Origin of the sequence: Limnospira indica PCC 8005, from assembly GCF_000973065.1 — a bacterium.
GTDB classification, from domain to species: Bacteria; Cyanobacteriota; Cyanobacteriia; order Cyanobacteriales; family Microcoleaceae; genus Limnospira; species Limnospira fusiformis.
Genome location: NZ_FO818640.1, coordinates 5888766 through 5913373 on the forward strand (window position 1 = coordinate 5888766; position 24608 = coordinate 5913373).

The following is a 24608-nucleotide window of genomic DNA, read 5'->3' on the forward strand; positions in this document are numbered from 1 at the left end:
GGTAAAGCCATGCTAGTTTTTGAGTTCAAAACCTACGGAAAACCAAGTCAGTTCATTGCAGTAGCTGAGGCAATTCGTACAGCACAGTTTTTTCGCAATAGCTGTTGGCGCTATTGGATGGATAATCCTCAAAAGAATAAGTACGATTTGAACAAATACTGTGCGGTGCTGGCAGCAACTTTTCCATTTGCCGACGAACTCAATTCTCAAGGGAGACAAGCCAGTGCGGAAAGAGCTTGGTCAGCTATCTCTCGATTCTATGAAAACTGCAAGAAGAAGATTCCCGGTAAAAAGGAGTATCCGAAGTTTCAGAAAGATTGTCGCTCAGTTGAATATAAATCAACCGGGTGGAAACTTGCAGACGACAGAAAATCAATAACTTTCACAGATCAAAAAGGAATTGGTAAACTCAAAATCAAAGGTACACGCGATTTACACTTTTACCAAGTCAGCCAGATCAAACGGGTAAGACTGGTGAAACGTGCTGATGGTGTGTACGTTCAATTCTGTATTAACGTTGACAGGAAAGAAAACACAGCGCCGACAGGCAATACCATTGGCTTAGACGTTGGACTGAAAGAGTATTACACCGATTCAAACGGAGTCACCGTTGAAAATCCTAAATTCCTGAGAAAAGGCGAACGTCTCTTAAAACGTAGTCACCGTCGCGTATCGAAGAAGGTTAAAGGTTCAAAAAACAGAGGCAAAGCTAGACAGATTCTAGGTAAACACTATCTCCAAATAAGTAGGCAACGTAAAGACCATGCTGTGAAGTTGGCAAGGTGCGTAGTTCAGTCAAACGACTTGATAGCCTACGAAGATTTGAGAATTAAAAATATGGTGCAGAATCATTGTTTAGCTAAGTCTATCAACGACGCATCTTGGTATCAATTCCGTGTCTGGCTTGAATACTTTGCTAAAGTTTTTGAAAGAGTAACGGTTGCGGTAAATCCGCAATACACTAGCCAAGAATGCTCTAACTGCGGTGCAATTGTGACGAAAACGCTATCCACAAGAACGCACGTTTGTAAGTGTGGTTGCTCAATGGATAGGGATGAAAACGCAGCTAGAAATATTCGGAGTCGAGGATTGAGTACGGTAGGGCATACCGGAACTTTCGGGCAGCCGAGCAACGCTTTGGGAGACAAGTCCTCTACTGTTGTTGGAGAAATCCTGCATCAGCAAGTCGTGTCGTAGAACAAAGAATCCCCGTGCGTTCACGCCGGGGAGTGTCAATAGTTAACTGTCCGACAAAGATACTCCCCAAAACTGTTGGGTTCAAATTTCGCCTGTTTTCCATCTGAATCTACCCGGAGGCGATCGCGACAATTATAAATCCACTCTCCCTGTGCTACCCCGCTCAATACTCAGTTTCGCCCTATATTCCCAATGATATTTGGCGCTGCGTTTAAGGCTAATTATACATATCTGGTGATTATCGATCATTCGACATATCGCCGCCTCTGACACTGGTACTATCATCACTGACAATAAACCAAACCACACTAAACCTAAGACTATCAATCTCATCAAACCACCCTCTTCGAGACTCTCCCTATACCTGTACTCAGGTTAGCGATCACAGGAAAACAGGGGCAGGATTTTTCTGGCATATCAGTTACTCTCAATTCTTAACAAACTTACGAAAATCAAAACTATCCCCAGCTATACATTAGCTAAACTTAACTAAGTCCGCCCATTTTTGCCAAATTTAGTGTTACCTAAGATACGCCTATTGAGTAGAAATTAATAAACTAGCCAAAAAGAGAAACCCGGTTAATCGCCGAGGGTATCCCAGGCTTTGCATCTAGCTGGTCTGACCGCACATCATCGAGGATAGCTATAGTATCATCCGAGGGTTTTACGAGCGTTATATAGCAATTTGCGGCTTATTTATTAATAGTATTAGCCGCTAAGTCAAATAATACAATTATTCAATCCAAGCGGAGCGCACCAGTAGGCAAATCGCCGCCATGTCGCTCAGTAGTAAAGGACTCGATTCTCCCTTCAAAATAGTTAAAAATCACCCGAATTTCATCATAAGCCACAGCAGTAGAAACCCCTCTAGGTGTCCGACAATTAACCTGAAGTAGCCAGCGAAAACCATCTACATCCTGATAATAACTTTTGCCACAATCAAAGCCAATAAAGCCTTCGATCGCCAATTGATTTAATCCAGCGATACCCATGGGGCTACCAAGTATGGCATCAATAGTATCACGGGTTTCCTGTTGATTTAGCCTGCGCCATACTATATCGCTGCTAGTATTCTGAGCCAGGATGATATCCTCAGAAAAACCAGGGTTGATTTGACCATGAGCCGGACTCGCAAAAGTTGCTAATAATCCCGCCAGCCACAGCATTTTACAGCCTTTCCAAACCGACAAGTAATGTGTAGCAGCCATAATTTTATCTCTCCATAATTGTTGCCAGACTCATCTTATCATCAAAGCAGCAATAGTCGAGGGACAGTTGGGGGAAGTTGGGAAGGGTGAAATAATGAGGATGATATTTGATAGAATTGTGGCGGACACCTTAGTTATCAATAATTTACCAGTGAACTTTCAATCAGTTATTGCCACCCTGAACCAATTTTGGAGCGATCGCGGTTGTTTAATTGCCCAACCCTATGATACCGAAAAAGGGGCAGGAACCATGAGCCATCATACATTTCTACGGGCGATCGGTCCAGAACCGTGGTCTGTGGCGTATATAGAACCCTGTCGCCGCCCTACAGATGGACGTTATGGGGAGAACCCTAACCGCTTTCAACATTATTATCAATATCAGGTACTAATCAAGCCTTCTCCCAACAATATCCAAGAGATTTATTTAGACTCTTTGCGGGTACTAGGAATCAATCCAGAAGACCATGATATTAGGTTTGTCGAGGATAACTGGGAGTCACCCACTTTAGGTGCTTGGGGTGTAGGCTGGGAAGTGTGGTTAGATGGGATGGAAATTACTCAGTTTACCTACTTCCAACAATGTGGAGGAATTGATTGTCGTCCGGTTTGTATTGAAATCACCTATGGATTAGAAAGGCTGGCGATGTATTTGCAAAATGTAGATGCTATTGTCAAAATTGCTTGGACTGATGAGATTAACTATGGTGATATTCATCTACAGGGGGAAATAGAACAATGTACCTACAATTTTGAAGCATCTAACCCCGAGTTACTGTTTAATTTATTCTCGTTGTATGAACAGGAAGCGGAACAGTTGATTGAGCAAGGTTTAGTTTTACCGAGTTTAGATTACGTCCTCAAGTGTTCCCACAGTTTCAATTTATTAGATGCTAGGGGGGTAATTGCGGTGACTGAACGTACTAGATATATTGGCAGAATTCGGAATCTGGCGCGTCGGGTGGCTCACTGTTATTTGGAACAGCGAGAAGGTCTGGGTTTTCCCCTCCTCAAATCTCCTCAAGCGGCTTGAAATTCCTCCGAGTCATGCCAGATAGGTATACAGACAAGTCCAGCCTTGTCCCTTCCCTAGGGTTAATTTCATGGTGCAGGGGGTAGGGGTTGATGTGATCCTGGAAAATCCTTGTCGGTTGGGTTGAAAAAATGACCAAAGGATGTCATAATGAGAGATTGTGAGTTTGAAACGACTGCCATGCAAGCCCAGGAAATTATCCGCGCCATTGAGCAAGAAGAGATCGAGAGTATCAAAACCAAGGTCCAAAAAGGAAGTATCCCTAAAATCTATGTAGGAGATACGGTGAAGGTCGGTGTGAGAATCACTGAAGGTGGAAAGGAAAGGATTCAGCCCTATCAAGGGACGGTAATCGCTATGCGTAATGGTGGTATCAACGAAACCATCACCGTCCGTCGTATTTTCCAGGGGGTTGGGGTAGAACGGGTGTTCTTGCTCCACTCACCCCGGATTGCTAGTATTAAGGTAATCATGAGAGGGAAGGTCCGTCGGGCTAAATTGTACTATCTTCGCGATCGCGTTGGGAAAGCGACGCGAGTTCCTCAGCGTTTTGATCGTCCTCTTTAAGTCCCTTTCTGTAAAGGTTGGCGACCAAAACTTTAAATTTCCACAAAAAGCACTTGCATCTATCAAGACACCGTGCTATACTAGCGAGCGGTTATGGCATAAAAGCCCCATGCAGGGTGCGTCCTTAGTTCAGTTGGTAGAACGCAGGTCTCCAAAACCTGATGTCGAGGGTTCAAGTCCTTCAGGGCGCGTTAACTAAGCAAAAGTCAACCAGGTTAAGTTTTTGTTAGCCTGGTTTTGGCTAATGAAAGCGGGCGACATCAATTAACTAAAACTCAAAAAGTATTAGGGCAATGTTTCAGTATGGCACTGAGGATGTTACAATAAGTAGTTTGAGCCAGCGTGCCGCAGTTGTTAAAATCGACTGTTAAGTTAAAAATCACGAGGGGGAAAGCTGTGTCAAAGAAAGAAGAAGCAGGGATTCAGGAAGTCCCGAAGGGGTTTAGTGTTGGTGGTTTTTTGAAAGAAACCAAGGAAGAACTAGATAAGGTGGTCTGGCCTACTCGCCAGCAACTGCTGAGTGAATCGGCGGGAGTCTTGTTAATGGTAATGCTTTCAGCAACACTAATCTATTTAATAGATAACTTCTTTCGTTGGTCGTCGGGGCAGGTATTTGGATGACTTTTGGATCAGATGAGTCAGAACAACTCAATGTAATGTCTGAAATAGACAGTGAGCCAGAATATGCGCCAGGACAAGTCCGCTGGTATGCTGTTCAGGTAGCATCTGGCTGCGAAAAGCGGGTGAAACTGAACTTAGACCAACGGGTTCAAACTCTGGATGTGGCTGACCGGATTCTCAAAGTGGAGATTCCCCAGACTCAGGCGATTAAACTCCGTAAGGATGGCAGTCGCCAGCATAGTCAGGAAAAAGTATTTCCGGGCTATGTGTTAATCCAGATGAAACTGAACTGGAATAATGAGTTCAACCAGTGGGATGTTGACGATGAGGCTTGGCAGGTTGTCAAAAATACCCCTCATGTGATTAACTTTGTCGGGGCAGAGCAGAAACGTCACTCCGGGCGAGGGCGGGGCCATGTTAAACCCCTGCCATTAAGTCCATCAGAAGTTGATCGGATTTTCAGACAAACCCAGCAACAGGAAGCTGTTGTGAAGGTAGAGATGGCGAGTGGGGATCATATCCTGGTGCTATCTGGCCCGTTCAAAGACTTTGAAGGGGATGTCATTGAAGTGAGCCCGGAACGTAATAAGCTCAAGGCCTTACTGTCGATTTTTGGACGAGACACGCCAGTGGAATTGGAGTTCAATCAGGTTGAAAAGCAGGGCTAACAAATGGCAAAGAAAGTTGTAGCAGTTATCAAGTTAGCAATTAACGCGGGAAAAGCAAACCCGGCTCCCCCCATCGGCCCAGCTTTGGGTCAGCATGGGGTGAACATCATGATGTTTTGCAAGGAGTATAACGCCAAAACTGCGGATAAGGTGGGTTTGGTGATTCCGGTAGAGATTTCGGTTTATGAAGATCGAAGTTTTACTTTTGTCCTCAAAACTCCGCCAGCGTCAGTGCTGATTAAGAAAGCGGCCGGAATTGAAAAAGGTTCAGGTGAACCGAACCGGGTTCGAGTGGGAACAATTAATCGCAGCCAGTTGCGAGAAATCGCAGAGGTGAAAATGCCGGACCTGAATGCGAATGATTTGGAAGCTGCCATGAAAATTGTGGAAGGGACAGCCCGTAATATGGGTATTGCTGTCGCGGATTAATTTAGGTAGCTAAGAAAAAAATTTGAGCCAACCCAATTGTTGAATTGACATATTGGGGGAGAAGTTTAACTTCGTTATTGACCCCAGGAGGAAATCATGCCAAAAAAAGTATCGCGTCGATTAAAAGAACTTCAACAAAAGGTTGAAGATAGACTTTATGAACCCCTAGAGGGCCTGCAACTACTCAAGGAAACGGCAACGGCTAAGTTCCCGGAGTCGGTAGAAGCCCACATTCGTCTTGGTATTGACCCGAAATATACGGATCAGCAACTGAGAACAACGGTGACACTGCCGAAAGGAACAGGACAAGAGGTGCGGGTGGCTGTTCTGGCTAAAGGTGATAAGGTGGCTGAAGCCCAAAGCGCCGGGGCGGACTTGGTGGGGTCAGATGATCTGATCGCAGAAATTCAGAAAGGAATGCTGGATTTTGACAAGTTAATCGCTACACCGGATATGATGCCCCAGGTGGCTAAGTTGGGTCGTTTGTTGGGTCCAAAGGGTTTGATGCCTTCCCCCAAGGGTGGTACGGTGACTATGGATTTAACTCAGGCGATCGCTGAATTTAAGGCAGGAAAACTGGAGTTTCGGAGCGATCGCACCGGGATTGTCCACGTGATGTTTGGAAAGGTATCTTTCTCAGCGGAAGACCTGCTGGTTAACCTGTCGGCGTTACAAGAATGTATTGACCGTAACCGTCCCTCTGGGGCTAAGGGTCGCTATTGGCGGAGTGTTTATGTCTGTAGCACTATGGGTCCAGCGATTCAGTTAGATATCAATGCTTTGCGGGATCTGAAAATCGCGGAAGCTGCATAGGGAAAGGGAATCTGTAGGCTACAGAAACTCCGGGCGAGAAGTGGACAGGGAGAAGGTTGGTACTCAAATATACTCATCCCTGCTCCCTGCTGCTGATTTCCCCGAAAATAACTTTTTGCTTGACAACATACACGAATAGTGTAATAATGTTTAATTGTGCAATTAAGCACTGTAGCCCACTTATAATTCTAAAGATCTGATAACCGAAGACAGCAGGCGCAACTGGCTTAATATCCTGCCGAGGTTAAGGTATTAAAGATTTTAACGGTGAATTAAAGGCTAATTATGCCTTGAGTTCTAACGGATAATTTTTATTCCTTTACCCGGCTTGGTGAGTTCCGGGTTTTTTAATGCCAATTTGTCTTCTGTTTGACCCATTAGGGATTGGGCGTTCATCAAATACGGAGGTTCAACAGGAATGGGAAGAACCTTAGCCCAAAAGGAAAACATTGTTGTAGATATCCAGAAGCAGTTAAGCTCCGCTCAACTGACTTTGGTGATTGACTACACTGGGCTGTCTGTTTCCCAAATTACTGACTTGCGGAACCGCCTTCGGGAAACGGGTAGTGTCTGCAAAGTCACGAAAAACACCTTGATGCAGAAAGCGGTTGAAGGAGATGACAACTGGAAACCGATGGAGAAATTCCTCAGCGGTAGTTCAGCGTTTATCTTCATTCAAGACGATTTTGGTGCTGCGATTAAAGCGTATCAGGCTTTTCAAAAGGAAAGCAAAAAAACTGAGCTACGCGGCGGGGTGATGGAAGGTCGCGCTTTGAGTCCTGATGATATCAAAGCTATTACAGAACTTCCCACCAAGGAAGAACTCATGGCTCGTATCGCGGGAGCGATCAACTCTATTCCTACGAAGGTGGCGGTTGGAGTCAATGCAGTTCCCACGAAGCTGGCGGTTGGTATCAAAGAGGTTCCGGCTTCTCTGGTGCGCGCTATCAAGGCTGTATCCGAAAAAGACGATTCCCAGGCGGCTTAAATCGCTTTTCAATTGTTTGTTATTTATTACTTGTTGAGGGTTAACCCATGTCTGAAAAAACTGATCAAATTTTAGAACAACTCAAATCTTTGAGCCTGTTAGAAGCATCTGAGTTGGTTAAGCAAATTGAGGAGGCTTTTGGCGTTGATGCTTCGGCTTCTGCTGGCGGCGGTATGATGATGATGGCTGCTCCTGGTATGGCTGCTCCTGGTGCGGAAGCGGCGGCGGAAGAAGAAAAAACTGAGTTTGATGTGATTCTGACTGAGTTCCCCGCTGATAAGAAAATCGCGGTTCTGAAAGTAGTTCGTAGCATTACCGGTTTGGGTCTGAAGGAAGCTAAAGACTTGGTAGAAAGTGCTCCTAAAGCTATTAAGGAAGCTACCACCAAAGAAGATGCGGAAAGCATTAAGAAACAACTAGAAGAAGCTGGCGCTAAAGTGGAAGTTAAGTAATTCTCTGAATGCGAACAGGACCCTCCCCTAATTCAGGGAGGGTTTTTTTAGTTGACTGGGTTCGGTGGTGGAGTTAAAAACGCTGACTTCTTTGGGGGTCAGGTTTTGGGAGGCTCTATTGAGGCGATCAAAAATGTGGCGGGACATTTGAGGAAAGATGTCTTGATCTTGAGAGTAGGCGGGATCATTGGCGAAAATTGCCAGAATATAAATGGTCTGATCATCTAGGGTTCTTACAAAAATCACTTCTTGGCGTGAGTGGCTGGTATAACCAACTTTGGAACCAAAATAAATGTCTGTGGGTAATGATTGACCTAAAAATCCTTCGATAAAGTGGCGATCGCTTTCGTCCCAAGTCTCGGAATTTAGATCTCGGGTGAGAAGGTAAGCCATTTTGGTGCTGGCTATGGGAGAAACGGCTTGCTGGGTGTAAATTTCATACATTAGCCGCGCCGCCTGGTCTGTGGTGATCTGGTTTCCATTAACTAGGTCTCGAGTTTGCTTTAATTGCAGATCTCTACCTGTGGGTGTTTCTTGTGAGTTGTCGATGGGATAATTTTTCATGCTGAGAATAATTCCAGCATAACCCGCTTGTTCAAAGAATTTGTTAATCTGACTCCGTTGGTTTAGCCAGGTTGTTAAGTCTTTTCCGGTTAAGGCTTCCCCGGAAGTGGTTTGGGTAATAGCATCTACAATTTCACTGGCTGATTGATTATCGGAAATGCGAATCATTTGGTTGAGGTGGTCATGAAATTTAGATTCATCCCTAATTGACCCACGTTCAACTTGATCAAAAAAGCCGACTAACCAAAATAGTTTGGCAACGCTGGCGGGAAACCTTAAAATTTGGTTGTTGTATCCAGCTTTGTAGTGCTTGCCGGAATCGCTAACATCTACTAAGGTGATCGACAGTGCTTCGGTCGGGAATCCTTTGTTTTTGGCGATCGCTACTGTTTCATTGACGATCGCCTGTAGTTGTGCTTTACTATCCCAGTTGGGTGCTGACTGCACATTATACCCGGTTTTTATTGGTTCTGTTGATGAGATTTGATCTACTTTGGCGGTTGAGAGTTTCAACACTAGGGACCTGACTATCGACAGCATACCCCACCCCAAAGCGATCGTTACTATCATTAGCAATAACAGCCGATCATACCGTAACCTTGGCAGAGGCTTTACATTACCCATAATCCGATTTTTTTTATAGGAGTGTCCCCGTCGGCGAATATAAACCATTTTCTCAGCATTGACCTGCATACATACCATACCTTAACCCAAGGCGATCGCTACCATAGAAAAAGAAAATTCAAAGTTGATTTTTTCATCAATTTTTAAAAAATGGCCCTCGTAATTTAGCGCCGGGGGTTGACAAGTCCTGGGAACTCATGATACTATTAAGGTAGTAAGTTAAATAATGGTAATCTGTGCAAAAAATTAAAAATTATCACTATTCCCATTATCTAAAATGATACCACAAGCTCCCGCGAAACGCAACCCCCCTCCCCCAGAGGAAATTTTTTGTAACATTTCTTAATTTTTCGTTACAAAACTTAACATTGGTGTAGATTCAAAGCGGCATTTCGGTCTGTGGGCGGGTGAGATAGGACAGAATAGAATCAACAGTTTGTTGCTTGAGCCATTGTTTCTGGACGGCAAGTTCGCCAAACCTGAGATATTTTTGCTGTTGTTCAAGCAAAATCAAGTTAATTTGTTGATCATCCAAAAGCATAGCCTGTTTGAGGTAATAACCCAAAGGTTGCCTTTGTTGACTCCCACCAATTTGAGGTAGCTGCTCGGCAAAAAAGTCCACGGTTTCTTGACGTAGCCAACCCAAATCTGTGACAATTTCACCAAAGCGGAGATTGTGCCTTTGCTCTTGAATTTGAAGCACCCGTTGCACCTGAAGTTCATCTAATAAACCGGCATCCTCAAGCATTTGTCCCAATAAAGGCATTTGCCAATGAGGGGTAGCCATGTCTCCCAAAGAGCTAAAGGGGGAATGATAAAGGTTAAGTTTTTGTTGCATGAGTAGCAGGAAAAAGGGCATATCTTCAATGAGATAGCGCTTCCAGAGGCGCAGTGGTTCAGATACGAGTCTGTGTAACCACTCCAGACCTGCTTCACTTATCCACTGAGGTGAACGGGGTTTTTCTCCGGCTTCAAAATCAATAGTCGCGCCAATAGCTAAGAAGATTTTGGCATGGTTAAGTTTATCCTTATGTTTCATAATCCACTTTTCTTGTTTGGGAGCGCCGACCCCAACAGCAAGAACAGAGGCTTTTGAGTGATTAATGCGATCGACAATGCGTTGACATTCCAGCTCGTCTTTTTCAAAACCAAAGGGTGGAGAGTAGCAGTCAACCACCATTTCACGACCGACTTTTTCGTTGATTTTAACTTTCGCCCTAGCGGCTACACCTTCAGCAGCACCGAGCAAAAATATCTTAATCTCTTCACAATCTCGGTAGTAATTATAGAAGGCGGGAAATAGGTCAGAGCCGGATATTTTTTCAGCAATAGGCTGGTTTAAAAGCCGAGAAGCATAGTAGACAATCTGACTATCACAAACGCGGTAATCCGACTTATTATAGATGTCGTAAAACTCTTTGTCTTTCTGCAATCGCATCAAGTGATCGACATTAGGAGTGAAAACAATACCGCCACGTCTCCCAAGTTCTTCTAGGAGTTGTTCGGTGGTAATATTGTCAATACATATATTGAATAACTTAACTTCGTTCATGATATATGTACCGTGTTTTTACAGTTGTACCAAAAACCAGATAATAGATGGTTTTGATGGAGTTTTTGTTAGGTTGCAGTGGGCTGACTTGTCTGTAACACTTAATGAATGAAACTTAGCACGAATACCTCGGCATATTTTGGCTAACTAAGTTTCACGTAAAACTCCTGGGAGGGTTGGAAGCTCCGTGATTGATCACGGAGAGGAAAACCGACTCAAGCGGCTGACCGCCGCCAGCACCCCTTTGCGGGGTGGAGGGGTATGGTTGCCCCTCCATGGAGCTATGGTTGGCTCCGACTCCCTTGCGGGGTAATGTTTGCTTCGCCAATGTTCAGAGTCGGTACTATCCAAATCGCACGTCCTTAACCCCTTAGAGATGTTTAACGATTCGGTTCATGAGCCTGGAACTAGCACGCATTCCAGGGTAGGAACTTTAACTCTTGCTCTGAACGGAGCCAGTTAAGGCTATAGCTGGTCAGCTACCTGAAAGGGGGGCACGAAGCCCCCGTGCTTCAGCCGGGGGTGCTGACTGAACTACTGCCAATTTTGATTTTGCTACAAAGAAGGATATAGTAGGAAAATGGCTGGTTTAGTGAAAAGTCAATCAAACTATCATGGGAATTTCACGCTGGAGGTGAAACGATAAAAAACCACCCAGCAGCCAGTGCGGTGCTAAAACCGAATCCCTTGGCTGAGGCAGTTAACCACATCATAAGGGTGAATAGCTGGGAAAATCAAGAAAATTATGTAAAGAATTAACAAACCATTGTAAAGGATCAGTTAAGATGGAGGGTAAAATTTCGATCGCTTTTAATTTAATAACACAGAAGCCGGGGCTGTATCAGGTAGATAAGCCCCATGACTGAATGGGAGAGAGAGGGTTATGGCTTAATCCTGATAAGCGGTCATAGGCGCACAGGAACAGACAAAATTGCGATCGCCAAAGGCATTATCAATGCGACCCACAGGCGGCCAATATTTATAGTCGCGAGTCCAAGCGGCGGGATAAGCGGCTACTTCCCGGGAGTAGGGACGATTCCACTCACCCACAATCAGAGATTCTGCGGTGTGGGGGGCTTGTTTAAGGGGGTTATTTTCCCGGTCAAACTCCCCGGACTCAATGGCAGCAATTTCCTGACGAATAGCAATCATAGAGGCACAGAAACGATCCAACTCATCGAGAGACTCACTTTCTGTAGGTTCCACCATCATAGTCCCCGCCACTGGCCAAGAAATAGTAGGGGCGTGGAAACCGTAATCCATGAGTCGTTTAGCGATATCATCCACATCAATATTAGCAGACTTTTTGAGCGATCGCAGATCCAAAATACACTCATGGGCAACTGTACCATTGTTACCCTTGTAGAGAATCGGATAAACCCCCTGTAGACGACGCGCCATATAATTAGCATTGAGAATGGCGACCTCGGTAGCTTTTTTCAAGCCAGAAGCCCCCATCATAGCAATATACATCCAGGAGATGACCAGAATACTAGCACTACCCCAAGGCGCAGCCGAAACCGCACCGCCTGAGTAAGTTTCCCCCATATCCACGACACAATGACCGGGTAAAAACGGTAATAGGTGTGGCATCACCCCAATGGGACCCATTCCCGGACCCCCGCCGCCGTGGGGTATACAGAAAGTTTTGTGCAAATTCAGGTGGCAGACATCAGCGCCAAAATCTCCGGGACGACATAACCCTACCTGTGCATTCATATTAGCACCATCCATATAAACCTGACCCCCGCAGCGGTGGATGATGTCACAAATATGGCGAATACCGTCTTCAAACACGCCATGAGTGGAGGGATAAGTTACCATCAAAGCAGCGAGTTGGTCTTGATGCTGTTCAGCTTTTTGCTGCAAATCATCAATATCAATATTACCCTGGCTGTCACATTTAACAGGTACAACTTTCATGCCACACATAACGGCACTAGCGGGATTAGTACCGTGTGCAGATTCAGGAATTAGACAAATATGGCGTTGATTTTCTCCTCGGCTTTGATGATAACCACGAATTGCTAATAAACCAGCATATTCCCCTTGAGAACCTGCATTAGGCTGTAGAGAAATGCCAGCAAATCCGGTAATTTCTGCCAACCATTCCTCAAGTTGTTGAAACAATACCTGATAACCTTGAGTTTGAGATTTGGGTGCGAAGGGGTGCAACTTACCAAACTCCGGCCAAGTGACAGGAATCATCTCGGCGGTGGCGTTAAGTTTCATGGTACAGGAACCCAGAGGAATCATAGAGGTAGTCAGGGATAAATCCCGACTTTCTAAGCGTTGTAAATACCGCAATAATTCGGTTTCTGAGTGATGGCTATTAAAAACGGGGTGAGTGAGGTAAGCAGAAGTGCGAGTTAAATGGGGGGGAATGGCGGATTTGATGGCAAGTTCTTCTAAGCCAAAGTTGAGGGGTTTACCCAGGGCAAAAATTTCCAGCAGATTAATAATATCTGCGGTGGTGGTAGTTTCATCTAGGCTGATACCAATAGAGTTATCGGCTATTGGTCGTAGGTTAATCTGGCGGAGTTGGGCGAGGGAGATAATTTCTGATGAGGATATATGACCCAATTCAACTTGTAGGGTATCAAAAAAGTGATGATTGGCGATCGCATATCCCAACTTTTGCAAACCCGTAGCCAACATCATAGTTAACTCGTGGATATTCTCAGCAATCTGTTTTAAGCCTTGTGGTCCATGATACACCCCATACATACTAGCAATGACAGCTAACAGAACCTGGGCGGTACAGATATTACTGGTAGCCTTATCGCGGCGAATATGTTGTTCTCTGGTTTGGAGGGCGAGTCGGAGGGCGGGTTGACCCTGGCTATCAATGGAAACCCCGACCATACGACCAGGACAGGAGCGTTTAAAGGCTTCCCTGGTGGCAAAATAAGCCGCGTGGGGTCCCCCATAACCTAGGGGAACACCGAGGCGCTGGGTGCTTCCTACGGCGATATCAGCGCCTAATTCTCCTGGGGGTGTCAGTAGGGTAAGGCTGAGGATATCTGCAGCCATGGTAATAATGGCTTTATGGTTATGGGCGGTTTGGATAAATTCCCGATAGTCGTAAATTGCGCCATTAGTGGCGGGGTATTGCAATAAAGCCCCAAAAATTGGATCGCTAAAGTCGAAGGTGCGGAAATCTCCAATAATGATTTCAATACCTAGGGGTTTAGCCCTAGTTTGTAGGACCTCTATGGTTTGAGGGTGACAGTCTTGGGAGACAAAAAAGTGATGGGCTTTGGCTTTGCTAATTCCATAACTCATGGTCATGGCTTCGGCGGCGGCGGTCCCTTCATCAAGAAGGGAGGCGTTAGCGATTTCTAGCCCGGTTAGGTCGATAACGAGTGTTTGAAAGTTTAGTAGGGCTTCCAAGCGTCCCTGGGCGATTTCGGCTTGGTAGGGAGTATATGCGGTGTACCATCCCGGATTTTCTAGGATGTTCCGTTGGATAACGGGGGGGGTGATACAGTCGGAGTAACCCATACCGATAAAGGAACGGTAAATTTGATTTTTACTGGCAATTTCGCGGAGTTTGACTAAAGCCTGATGTTCGGTAAGGGGGGTGGGTAGGTTCAGGGGGCGGTTTAAACGAATGCCTTGGGGAATGGTATTATCAATCAGGCTTTCTATACTGTTGTATCCGATCGCTGACAGCATTTGTTGAATTTCAGCGTCATTGGGGCCGATATGTCGGTTGAGGAATTGATCGGCGGGGGTTCTATTGATGTGACCATCACGGGGATGGCTGAGATTCGATGTACTATGGTTTGGGGATTTTGTGGGACCGGGTAAATTGATATCCAGCATGAAACTCCGACTGATTCAACAAAGATCATTTAAAACAGAATCATCAAATTGTAGTCCCTAAATCCCTGAATGGGTACAATGGCGGCTTGATGGGAAGTGTACAACAGATGATCGCTGGTGTTCCCTATGATAAAGTGACAATCTCTATGGAAACTAAGGTTTATCCGGTTATTTGGCACGAGGATCGAGTTTTACTCATTGACCAAACTCGCCTCAGTCATGAGTATGCGATCGTGGAAATTAAGCGCTATGAAGATATGGCTAGGGCGATCGCTACTATGATTGTCCGAGGGGCTCCGGCTATTGGTATTGCGGCCGCTTATGGTATGTATTTGGGGGCGCGGGATATTCAAAAAAGCGATCGCGATGGGTTTTTGGCGGAACTTAAAGGGGTGGCTGAGATTTTGGGGAATACTCGCCCCACGGCGGTAAATTTGTTTTGGGCTATTGAAAGAATGCTGAAAACCGCTAGGGAAACTTCGGTTTCTGTGTCGGAAATTCCCCAGGTGCTATTGGCTGCGGCTCAACAAATTCAAGCTGAGGACTTGAATACTTGTCAGGCGATCGGAGATCACGGACTGGCGGTTTTACCGAAAACTCCCGAACAGCTTAATATTTTGACTCACTGTAACACGGGATCTTTGGCTACGGCGGGTTATGGTACGGCTTTGGGGGTCATTCGATCCTGTAAGGCGGCGCAACGCTTGGGGCGGGTCTATGCTGATGAAACTCGCCCCCGTCTACAGGGAGCCAAATTAACTACTTGGGAATGTGTACAGGATCAGATCCCGGTGACTTTGATTGCGGATAATATGGCGGCTCACTGTATGAAGTTGGGGTTAATTCATGCGGCGATCGTTGGTGCCGATCGCATTGCGGCTAATGGAGATACCGCTAATAAAATTGGCACTTATAATGTGGCTTTGGTGGCTCGCGCCCACAATATCCCCTTTTTTGTAGCTGCTCCCCTGTCTACGGTAGACTTTCGATTACAGAGCGGGGAAGGTATCCCTATTGAGGAAAGAGACCCGAAAGAAGTTTATCAAATTGGCTCGACTGCTATTTGTCCCCCAGGTGTGGAGTTTTATAATCCGGCTTTTGATGTGACTCCGGCTGAGTTAATTACGGCAATTATTACTGAACATGGGGCTGTAGCACCTGGGGATCTCAAAAATCTTATGGTTCATCAATGCTGAATGTCTAACCAGAACAGGATTTCAGCAGCCAACCAATTACTACCCCTAGTCCCCCAAAACGGACTGCTTGCCAAAAGGGTTCTTTGAGGCTACCCCAGGTAAACAGGCTGCTTTCTAAGTTGAGTTCTACGGCTTCTAGTTCCTGGGTAAGCTGTTTTAATTCTTGCTTGAGTTGTTGGGATTTGACCTGCTGGAGTTGGGGGATCACTTGGTCAATACGGTTTTTCAGCTCGGCTTGACGTTGGCGATCGCGCTGAATTTGAGCTATCCTCTCTTGTATGGTGGCGATCGCTGTCGAGGCAGATTCGAGGGCTTCTTCGATTTCCTCTTGGTCCCGATTCAGTTGAGAATCATTGGGGTTAGGTTGGGATGAGGTATTTCTTGGCATAATGATTAGAAAATTCTCCCAACTTCAAATATAGAATCACCATGACTCATTCTAGTTCAACCAAAATTGATAATGCCGAGACTTTGCAACTAGCCCAGAAACTAGCTGAACATCTGGCTATTTCTGAACGGGACTGGCATCGTCTCAAATCTAATCGTAATGCTCGGGCTCGGGAACAGGTGGCCGCGGCTTTGATTTTTTTGCTCAAGGATGAACCATCTGAGGCTATCCCCAGATTACAACAGGCGATCGGTTGGTTAGATAGGTCCATCTCTGCACCTCCATGTCCTACTCATGGCTCTAAATGATCCCCGAAATGGGTTGTTGAATCAAATATTCCACAGATAGGGCTACCAGCCTCGACTAGACTGTCAGCACCCCCGGCTGAAGCACGGGGGCTTCGTGCCCCCCGATTTCAGGTAGCTGACCAGCTTAAGCCTTAACTGGCTACGTGAGCGAGCAAGAGTTAAAGTTCCTACCCTGGAATGCGTGCTAGTTCCAGGCACTAGAACCAAATCGTTAAACAGTTCTAAGGGGTTAAGACAGTGCGATTTGGAAAGTACCGACTCTGAACATTAGCGAAGCAAACGTTACGAGCAATCAGAACAGACGCAACAATGTCTAACCATATTTTCGTTTTAGATACCAACCGCAAGCCCCTGACACCGTGCAAGCCAGGGATGGCACGATCACTGCTCAAAGCCGGGAAAGCATCGGTATTTCGACGCTACCCATTCACCATTATTCTAAACAAGGAGGTTGACGCTAATCCTGAACCCCTCGAACTCAAATTAGACCCAGGCTCTAAAGTCACTGGAATTGCCTTGAAGCAAGGGAATCATATTATCTTTGCTGCCGAGTTGCAGCACCGAGGACAGCAGATTAAAGAAGCATTGCTCTCTCGTCGTCAACTCCGACGTTCTCGACGAAACCGCAAGACCCGATATCGACCAGCTCGGTTCTTGAATCGGACTCGTCCCGAAGGTTGGTTAGCTCCCAGCTGGCAGCATCGAGTAGATACTCTAATGACCTGGGTTCACCGATTTCGTAGACTTGCCCCAGTTGGCCGCATTGCTCAAGAGCTAGTACGGTTCGACCTGCAATTGATGGAAAACCCTGAGATATCAGGTGTTGAGTATCAGCAGGGAGAATTACAAGGCTATGAAGTCAGGGAATACCTGTTGTTCAAGTGGGACAGAACCTGTGCTTACTGTGGGGCTCAAAATGTACCACTTGAAGTTGAGCATATCCAGCCTCGGTCTAAGGGTGGCTCTGACCGGGTTTCTAACCTGACGATGGCTTGCCACTCATGCAATCAAGCCAAAGGCAATGGGGACATTCGGGATTTTTTATCGGGCCAGCCTGATGTCCTGAGTCGTCTTCTCAGGCAGGCCAAATCACCCCTTAAAGATGCGGCTGCCGTTAACTCGACCCGATGGGCCTTGTTCAAGGCTCTCAAAGCAACAGGACTCCCAGTTACCACAGGAACGGGCGGACAAACGAAGTTCAATCGACTGAGGCTCAACCTACCTAAAGCTCACTGGCTTGATGCTGCCTGTGTTGGACCAGTCGAATCACTCGAAGTTCTGACTTCAAAACCGTTGCTGATTTTAGCAAAGGGGCATGGAACCCGTCAGATGTGCGGGACGAATAAGTACGGATTCCCGAATCGTCACCGCTCCAGGAGGCAAATTCATAAAGGCTTTCAGACTGGCGACATGGTGACGGCACTGGTCACAGCGGGGAAGAAAATTGGCTCATATCTAGGACGGGTTCTCTGCCGTGCGTCTGGTAGTTTTGATATTACCACCGCTTCGGTACGGGTGGCAGGCATCAGCCACAAATACTGCCAACCCATTCACAGGAAGGATGGTTACGCCTATGCTTGAAAGATTGACGGGGACTAAAGTCCCCCTGTCGCGTTTCCTCCCCGGTCTAAAGACACGGGGCTTCCACGCTCCCAAGAGGTTTACGTGATATAGCGGGGATTTGTTTACTTAGGATTAGTTCGGTTCCATCTTGGTTCCACTCCACGCGATCGAATATTTGCTCAAGAATATACAATCCTCGTCCGCATTCATGTTCATCATGGGGTAGTTCTGGGTCATCCCAGCAGTTATCATTAGTTTCCACTGCTGACAAGCTACAGCCACAGGATGGGGGTTTAAATCCCCGTCCTTGGTCTGAGATCAACCACCAGAACTGATTATTGATGATCGCAAAACGAACGACAACCGTTTTACTGGGATCTAGCTTATTGCCGTGTTTGGCAGCATTAACTAGGGCTTCTTGTAGTCCTAGTCTGATTTCATCTTGGCACTCCGAGGGGATTTCGGCGAGAAGTAAATCCAAAATCGATCCCAGATAGAGTGTAGAAGCAAAGCTAATTGTGACCCAGTTACGTTTAACCGGACGTGATGATATGGCAATCACTTAGAAAACTCCCAGGCTTTCAGGTGAACTATTTTCATCAACTGCATAGTTGTGAATACTCCACTTATGTTGAATCAAGTTGTTGTTTAAGTTTAAGTACCCGTCCCTAAATTAATATTAGCAAAAAAATCCGGAAAATGCAAATTTCCTCAAAAATAATCTGCAATTGTCTTTAAATCTAATGATAGTAACAAGGACTCATTGCCTGGTTTGGCCAATGTGGTACTTTTGACCCCACCCCCGAATATGTTTTGCATTAGGGTATTATCTATTCCTTAGTTATCATTATTAATTATCTTCGGAGATCACCCTTTTCATAAATCAGTGATTGGGGAGCAACATTCCCACTGCTGGCAGCCCCTGAGAATTGATATCCTACATAGAACTGATCCGCCATAATCTACTGTATCATCAGATACTAAATTGCCGATTTTAGCGATCGCCTCACTGCATAAATCTAGTATTTTGTCAACCCCATGCACGGAATAACTAGGATTTTCAAGACGGGCAAAGATTATACCATAGTTAATGGCAAGTTAATCATAATTTTGTCCCCCCCCCACATTTATGATATAACTTCCCGTTAATTTATTGACACCAATTAGTAGGGGAACAATTCAATAGCCAACTGTCAATTAAAGAGGCTAAGTTGTATATAGGAATCGTGAGACCCAACGTGATTATAACCATCTTCAATATATTTAAGAAGAGAACCTGCCACATATTCAGCTAATTTGACGGGAACCGCATTGCCAATCATCTGTTCCAAGTCAGATTTACTCCCCTCAAATTTGAAAGACTTAGGAAAGGTTTGGATATAACTTCTTTCCATAGTAGTTAGTGGTCGTAGAGAGGGATTGAGGTCACAGGCATCGCCTTGATGTTTTTGATAAGTTTTAGGGATAGGTCGATTTACACCTCGCACTGTGGGACTAGGTTCATAGATACTAAAAATTCCTCGCCTTTGATAACTTCTTGGGTGACGATAAAAATACTCAATTCCCAAACTCAAACCTAGATAATCAAAAACTGTCATCGGCTTAGAGGCATAATTTTTGAACAAATAAGGTTCTAAAAAATTGTCTTTTCCTTCTAGTTCACCGATGAGAAAATATCGTTTTCTGGCTTGTGGAACCCCACAATAACTAGCATCCAAAACTGAGCCAGTCAAACCATAGCCACTGTTTTTTAAGATTTGCCAAGTCACTTTAAGAGTTTGACTCTTGGTGATTCTGGAAACATTTTCCATCATAAAAAAGCGAGGCTTAATAGAAGCAATAATGCGAGCAAAATTGATAGTTAAGTTAGCACGTCCTAAACTTTCATCCCTTTTACCCGCGCTGGAAAAATCTTGGCATGGGGGACCACCAATAATGACTTCTGGTTTACACTCTCGCAGAGTATGTATCACGCTTTCTTCAGATAAATCAACTTGAAAAATGGGATGTCTGAAGTTACGTTGATAAACTTTAATGGCTGGCTGCCATATCTCGAATGCAGCTTTAATATCAAATCCAGCATTTTCAAATCCCAAAGATAATCCACCACATCCAGCAAACAAATCTATAGTTCTCATAGTTCACAAATTTATAGTCAAAATAAATCTGGTGAGTTGTATATTATAGCATCAAACCTTCTTTCGGGACTCAGTAAATTTTGACCATCTCCTAAAATAATATTTTTGATTTCCTGCTTAGGGATTCTTGGTTGTCGCAAAGACTCTGAGTTCATATATTCGTGAGTTATTTTTCCATTGACTGCAAATGCTTTATCATTTTTGGTGTTGTATGAGCAGGAATCAATAATGCTTACATGGTCAAATAATCCGCGATCGCCAAAATCACTTAACATTTTAAATAGCCAAATTACTGTTCGTGTATATCTGGAAATTTTGATGATTTGACCAAAGTTTTCTATTTCTTGTTGAGCCAAATTGATAAATAATCGACTAAAGGAAATATCACTCCAAATAAATACATCTAAACAGTTAGTAGACAATTGGGGAGACTTTCCCTGAGTTTTCCAAATTGGCTGCATTAAAAATGGTTTTTGAACTGAAACAATGTGGCTCATTAAGTTATCGATCGCTTCTATCATAGTTGAGACATAAGGAATTACTGATAGGGGTTCTGTCCAATCTAAATCCTGTGGAAATGTTAATTGTAGTAATTCCGCCATATTAGTTCCTTGTTGCCGAAGATTAGAGGCTATGCTACAGGCTAAATAAACAATAGTATCGGGTCGTACTACAATTTCACATCCGTACTGATTTTCAGGTAGTTCGCAAGTTGTATTATCTGGTAATGCGGTCAGTTTAATTTCCATAGCACGCAAACAAAGTCCGTTAGTTTGCGTAACTAAATCAACTCTGGGAAGGGTACCAATTAAATATTGTTGATAGGGTGTAAATTGTGATTCAAAAGCATAAAATGCTAGATCCGATTGAGGATTAATACCAAAAACATCTTCGGTGGCAATAGTTGTATGCTCAATCTCTAAGTTAGAATTTACTTTAATATAGATATTTTCAAGATTGATCTCATGCAAATAGCAACATAAAGCTGTCGGAAAAGATGAATTAAAACAATTTTTACCCCAGGATTTTTTTTGTAAGAAATCGCGATTATAATATCTTATCCCAAATAAGCTAGGCTGCTTTTTAACCATTTTTATTATGATTGAATCGTTTATCCAAAATATAACCAAAATCGACCAGCTACCGAAACCATGATTAATCAATCATCAGTCCTAGTTATTGACACCAATTAGTAGGGGAACAATTCAATAGCCAACTGTCAATTAAAGAGGCAGATTGAATCGAGCGAGCAAACTGATATTCAGCATAGCGGCGTAGTATTTTTTCCACGGTTATCCAAGCTGATGGTTGATAGGTATTCCAGAGATTAGTTAATTCAGATTGGGCTAAATGTTGAAGAATTGCCAAGGGTTCTGCTGCTAGACGCGCATCAATTTTGATGGATATTTCCTCAGTTAGATAACGCCCACCTGCTTCGGAAACTGAGGATGATTGATGGTCATTATGTTGGCTGGTAATGCGGGATAATTCGACTAAATTAATGATACCCCCAGCCGCTAAACTGAACCCTACCAACCAATTAGGGTCGCTAAAATTAGGGTTTAAAGGATGTTGAGTTAGACAACATAACTGGACCTGGGGAGCAATTCCCGCCCAAGCTAAGAGGTGAAAAATTCCATGAGTTAAACGGGCGACTATACCGATCGCATTTTCCTCTGTAGAGGTATTAGGAAGTCCTTCTAGGCGGTCTAAATGTTCTGACAATAGCAAAAAGAGTTCCGGTTGAGGTTGTTCACTCAAGGCTTGACTAAGAACCAATTCAGCCAAATATTGACCAGCGGCTAATTTACCCAAATTTTTAGCGAGTCCACTATGGGAGTTGATAATTTCCGCCTGAGTAATTTTATCAAGCGATCGCCCTTTGGCAATTAACCACTGATTAACCACAAATAAACCCGTAGTCCCCCCCAGACGCGATCGCGATTTTCTCGCCCCCGGTGCTACCACTCGCATCAGACCAAATTCTGGTGTTAAAATAGTTAATAGGCGATCGGACTCTCCCAGAGGTATCGCCTTTAAAATAATCCCAGTAGCTTTATAAGTACGACTCATTAATCCTGATTTTCTTGGTTGAGTTGATGGCGCGGGTTGCGGATAATATGTACCCCTCCAGAAGTACCTAAACGGGTCGCCCCCGCCTCCCAAAGTGCGATCGCCTGATCATAAGTGCGAATACCTCCAGAAGCCTTAATTCCCACCTGAGACCGCGCTACTTGCTTGAGTAACCTAACATCCTCGACCGTCGCACCTCCATAATATCCCGTGCTAGTTTTGAGATAAGTAACCCCCGCATCAATAGCCAATTCCGCGGCCAGACGTTTTTCTGCGTCTGTCAAAACGGCTGTTTCCAAAATGGCTTTAACCACCACTCCGGTTTCCTCGCAAATTTCGGCTAATTCCCGGTTCAACTCATTAGTTTTTCCCGACTTTAACCAACTTAAATTAATCACCACATCCAACTCAGTCGCCCCATTTTCGACCGCTTCTAAGGCTTCATACAGTTTCACGGCGGAAGTATTCGCACCACAGGGAAACCCAATTACCGTACAAACTTTAGGGCTTTTATTTTGCAGGAGTTCCCGCGCCAGTTTGACAAAACCAGGGAAGATACAAACGGAAGCGAAATTATATCGATCCGCTTCTTCACAACACTTTTGGATTTGTTCATCAGAAGCCATCTGATTTAATAAAGTATGGTCAATTAGGGGCGCAATATCAAGATCATCGTAGGATTCTCTCATCATAGGATGCTATGGTTAAGGATAATAGATTTGACAGAATTTTAAGTTAATCATAGGGAGCAAATTTGCTCCCTATAACTAATCAATTCAAGCTGTAACTTCTGATAAAAGTTCGGCGGGCGGCAATTCCGCCGACTCCACTTTTTTAAAAGTCTCTAGTTGTTGAGTAATTTCAGCAGTTACGATGTCGCGATATTCGAGGAAATGTTCATTGTGGGCGCAGACCGTTAAATAATGTTCCCAAACCGCCGGGTTATGGCGAATAATACCAAATAAATGATGCCAGAATTTCCACCGAGTCGATCGCTTAATTCCTTGTCGCCAAATAATAATTGCCAAAGCCCGTAAATCCACCAATTCAGGAGTTTTAAAAGGGGTTTTACTGCGAGGTGCGCCTAATTTCAGGAAACAGTTATAGGTTCTGTCTAAATAGCGATCGGGTTCATAGAGAGTCCGAAAAGCCTGGATATATTCGGCGGCAATTTCTTCAACCGGACGAGTCGGAATAAAGTTCATTAACATAGTTTGGTTAGTAGCGTGTTGGCTAATATTTTCCCGATCCGCTAGTAAGCGTCCTTCTTTCTCCAACCGATGCCATAATCCGGTATTGGGGAGGGCTTGCAACATCCCCAACATGGCAGTAGGAATACCAGCCTGATCTACAAACTCAATCACCCGGGAAGCCGCCCCAGATTTTTCGCCATCAAAACCGATAATAAATCCCGCCATTGGTCGCAAGCCAGCCCGGATAATTTTATCGACAGATTCGCTTAAAGAACTACGGGTATTTTGGAATTTTTTAGTTAAAGCCAAACTAGCTTCGTCCGGGGTTTCAATACCCAAAAATACCGCATCAAAATTACAGTCAACCATCATATCCATGAGTTCTTCATCGGCGGCTAAATCCACTGATGCCTCTGTATTAAATCGGAAAGGATATTGATGTTCAATTTGCCAAGTCTTGAGGGCTTTTAGCAATAACTTAACATTGCGCTTATTGCCGATAAAATTATCATCGACCATAAACACTCCCCGCCGCCATCCTAATTCATACAGATAATCTAATTCTTTGAGGAGTTGTTCAGGATTTTTGGTGCGGGGTTTGCGCCCGTAGAGTACAATGATATCGCAAAATTCGCATTGGAAGGGGCAGCCACGGGAAAACTGTACGGACATAGAGTCATAAGCATCCAATTCCAGCAGATCATAACGGGGAACTGGAGTAGTGCTAACATCAGCTTTTTCTGGCGATCGGAAAGTGCCGCTGGTTTCTCCCCGGTTAATGGCTTCGACAAATTGGGGTAAGGTGATTTCGCCTTCGTCCAGGATTAAATAATCTGCTTCGGCTGCAACTTCACCAGGGACTGAGGTGGCATAAGGTCCACCAACAGCGACGGGTTTACCTCGGCGTTTGGCTTCCTGAATTTGTGCCAGCAGATCGACTTTTTGGACGATCATGGCGGTGAGAATGACTAGATCCGCCCATTCCCATTCGGCTTCGGTGACGGGTCGGATATTGCGATCGACTAACTTAAATTCCCATTCTTGGGGTAAAATCGCCGCTACGGTGATCAGCCCTAGGGGAGGTAACAGGACTTTGCGATCGACCAGTTCCAGAATTTTGTCATAGGACCAGAAGGTTCTAGGAAACACTGGATAAATTAGTAAAACTCGCATTTAATCAATACCTCATTGTTTAATATGGCGAT

Annotated in this window: 23 protein-coding genes, 1 tRNA gene and 1 other annotated feature; of the genes, 13 read left to right on the forward strand and 11 right to left on the reverse strand. The window is 44.6% G+C overall.

The window, feature by feature from the left end; all coding sequences use genetic code 11:
• The first annotated feature begins 9 nt into the window (after positions 1-9).
• The gene (locus tag XZ46_RS26095) at positions 10-1197 is read left to right on the forward strand and encodes an RNA-guided endonuclease InsQ/TnpB family protein (RefSeq protein WP_048895313.1); all 1188 of its coding nucleotides are present in this window, start codon (positions 10-12) and stop codon (positions 1195-1197) included.
• Positions 1198-1934: 737 nt separating this feature from the next.
• Here XZ46_RS26095 and XZ46_RS26105 read toward each other — a convergent pair.
• On the reverse strand, positions 1935-2405 hold the full coding sequence (locus XZ46_RS26105; protein ID WP_048895314.1) for a hypothetical protein: 471 nt from the start codon (positions 2403-2405) through the stop codon (positions 1935-1937).
• Between the two features lie 151 nt (positions 2406-2556).
• On the opposite strand from XZ46_RS26105, the gene glyQ reads away from it, so the two are divergent.
• The 9 genes from glyQ (at position 2557) to rplL (ending at position 7976) form a co-directional block, all read left to right on the forward strand.
• Entirely contained in the window at positions 2557-3438 is an 882-nt protein-coding gene (gene glyQ, locus XZ46_RS26110) for a glycine--tRNA ligase subunit alpha (protein ID WP_035760003.1), read from the forward strand.
• A gap of 180 nt (positions 3439-3618) precedes the next feature.
• Positions 3619-4005, forward strand: a complete 387-nt coding sequence (gene rplS / locus XZ46_RS26115; RefSeq protein WP_035760001.1) for a 50S ribosomal protein L19 — start codon at positions 3619-3621, stop codon at positions 4003-4005.
• Between the two features lie 118 nt (positions 4006-4123).
• Positions 4124-4196, forward strand: a tRNA-Trp gene (locus XZ46_RS26120).
• A 205-nt stretch (positions 4197-4401) separates the two neighbouring features.
• Positions 4402-4626: a preprotein translocase subunit SecE gene (gene secE / locus XZ46_RS26125; RefSeq protein WP_006622645.1), complete on the forward strand. Its 225-nt coding sequence runs from the start codon at positions 4402-4404 to the stop codon at positions 4624-4626.
• Entirely contained in the window at positions 4623-5294 is a 672-nt protein-coding gene (gene nusG, locus XZ46_RS26130) for a transcription termination/antitermination protein NusG (protein WP_006622644.1), read from the forward strand. The genes secE and nusG overlap by 4 nt, the downstream gene beginning before the upstream one ends.
• A gap of 3 nt (positions 5295-5297) precedes the next feature.
• Positions 5298-5723: a 50S ribosomal protein L11 gene (gene rplK, locus XZ46_RS26135; RefSeq protein ID WP_006622643.1), complete on the forward strand. Its 426-nt coding sequence runs from the start codon at positions 5298-5300 to the stop codon at positions 5721-5723.
• A 96-nt stretch (positions 5724-5819) separates the two neighbouring features.
• Positions 5820-6536: a 50S ribosomal protein L1 gene (gene rplA, locus XZ46_RS26140; RefSeq protein WP_006622642.1), complete on the forward strand. Its 717-nt coding sequence runs from the start codon at positions 5820-5822 to the stop codon at positions 6534-6536.
• A gap of 185 nt (positions 6537-6721) precedes the next feature.
• Positions 6722-6894: a sequence feature (ribosomal protein L10 leader region), on the forward strand.
• A 60-nt stretch (positions 6895-6954) separates the two neighbouring features.
• On the forward strand, positions 6955-7524 hold the full coding sequence (gene rplJ, locus XZ46_RS26145; protein ID WP_008056187.1) for a 50S ribosomal protein L10: 570 nt from the start codon (positions 6955-6957) through the stop codon (positions 7522-7524).
• Between the two features lie 47 nt (positions 7525-7571).
• Entirely contained in the window at positions 7572-7976 is a 405-nt protein-coding gene (gene rplL, locus XZ46_RS26150; protein WP_006622639.1) for a 50S ribosomal protein L7/L12, read from the forward strand.
• 27 nt (positions 7977-8003) lie between these two features.
• Here the strand turns inward: rplL and XZ46_RS26155 are convergent, their stop codons facing one another.
• The 3 genes from XZ46_RS26155 to gcvP form a co-directional block, all read right to left on the reverse strand.
• Positions 8004-9233, reverse strand: a complete 1230-nt coding sequence (locus XZ46_RS26155; protein WP_008056183.1) for a serine hydrolase — start codon at positions 9231-9233, stop codon at positions 8004-8006.
• A gap of 310 nt (positions 9234-9543) precedes the next feature.
• Positions 9544-10716: a WecB/TagA/CpsF family glycosyltransferase gene (locus tag XZ46_RS26160; protein ID WP_006622637.1), complete on the reverse strand. Its 1173-nt coding sequence runs from the start codon at positions 10714-10716 to the stop codon at positions 9544-9546.
• 888 nt (positions 10717-11604) lie between these two features.
• On the reverse strand, positions 11605-14544 hold the full coding sequence (gene gcvP, locus XZ46_RS26165; protein WP_008056182.1) for an aminomethyl-transferring glycine dehydrogenase: 2940 nt from the start codon (positions 14542-14544) through the stop codon (positions 11605-11607).
• An 89-nt stretch (positions 14545-14633) separates the two neighbouring features.
• On the opposite strand from gcvP, the gene mtnA reads away from it, so the two are divergent.
• Entirely contained in the window at positions 14634-15740 is a 1107-nt protein-coding gene (mtnA, locus tag XZ46_RS26170) for an S-methyl-5-thioribose-1-phosphate isomerase (RefSeq protein ID WP_008056181.1), read from the forward strand.
• A 4-nt stretch (positions 15741-15744) separates the two neighbouring features.
• Here mtnA and XZ46_RS26175 read toward each other — a convergent pair whose 3' ends face one another.
• Positions 15745-16128, reverse strand: coding sequence for a sll0565 family protein (locus XZ46_RS26175; protein ID WP_006622634.1), 384 nt, complete (start codon positions 16126-16128; stop codon positions 15745-15747).
• A gap of 41 nt (positions 16129-16169) precedes the next feature.
• Here XZ46_RS26175 and XZ46_RS26180 point away from each other — a divergent pair, with 41 nt between their 5' ends.
• Both XZ46_RS26180 and iscB read left to right on the forward strand, forming a co-directional pair.
• A complete protein-coding gene (locus XZ46_RS26180; RefSeq protein ID WP_006622633.1) occupies positions 16170-16436 on the forward strand; it encodes a DUF6439 family protein in 267 nt (88 codons plus the stop codon).
• Between the two features lie 309 nt (positions 16437-16745).
• A complete protein-coding gene (gene iscB / locus XZ46_RS26185; protein ID WP_048895315.1) occupies positions 16746-18017 on the forward strand; it encodes an RNA-guided endonuclease IscB in 1272 nt (423 codons plus the stop codon).
• A 46-nt stretch (positions 18018-18063) separates the two neighbouring features.
• Here iscB and XZ46_RS26190 read toward each other — a convergent pair whose 3' ends face one another.
• From XZ46_RS26190 to XZ46_RS26215, 6 genes are all read right to left on the reverse strand, one after another.
• Positions 18064-18561 carry an ATP-binding protein gene (locus XZ46_RS26190; RefSeq protein WP_006622631.1) on the reverse strand — a complete coding sequence of 166 codons (498 nt, stop codon included), beginning with the start codon at positions 18559-18561 and terminating at the stop codon, positions 18064-18066.
• Positions 18562-19192: 631 nt separating this feature from the next.
• Positions 19193-20137, reverse strand: a complete 945-nt coding sequence (locus XZ46_RS26195) for a DNA cytosine methyltransferase (RefSeq protein WP_008056173.1) — start codon at positions 20135-20137, stop codon at positions 19193-19195.
• A gap of 17 nt (positions 20138-20154) precedes the next feature.
• Positions 20155-21228 (reverse strand): HindVP family restriction endonuclease, encoded by a 1074-nt coding sequence (locus XZ46_RS26200; protein ID WP_008056171.1) that lies wholly within the window; start codon positions 21226-21228, stop codon positions 20155-20157.
• A gap of 85 nt (positions 21229-21313) precedes the next feature.
• A complete protein-coding gene (recO, locus tag XZ46_RS26205) occupies positions 21314-22210 on the reverse strand; it encodes a DNA repair protein RecO (RefSeq protein WP_006622628.1) in 897 nt (298 codons plus the stop codon).
• Positions 22210-22902, reverse strand: coding sequence for a deoxyribose-phosphate aldolase (deoC, locus tag XZ46_RS26210; protein WP_008056169.1), 693 nt, complete (start codon positions 22900-22902; stop codon positions 22210-22212). The genes recO and deoC overlap by 1 nt, the downstream gene beginning before the upstream one ends.
• Before the next feature lie 84 nt (positions 22903-22986).
• Positions 22987-24576 (reverse strand): B12-binding domain-containing radical SAM protein, encoded by a 1590-nt coding sequence (locus XZ46_RS26215; protein WP_046318911.1) that lies wholly within the window; start codon positions 24574-24576, stop codon positions 22987-22989.
• Positions 24577-24608 lie beyond the last annotated feature (32 nt).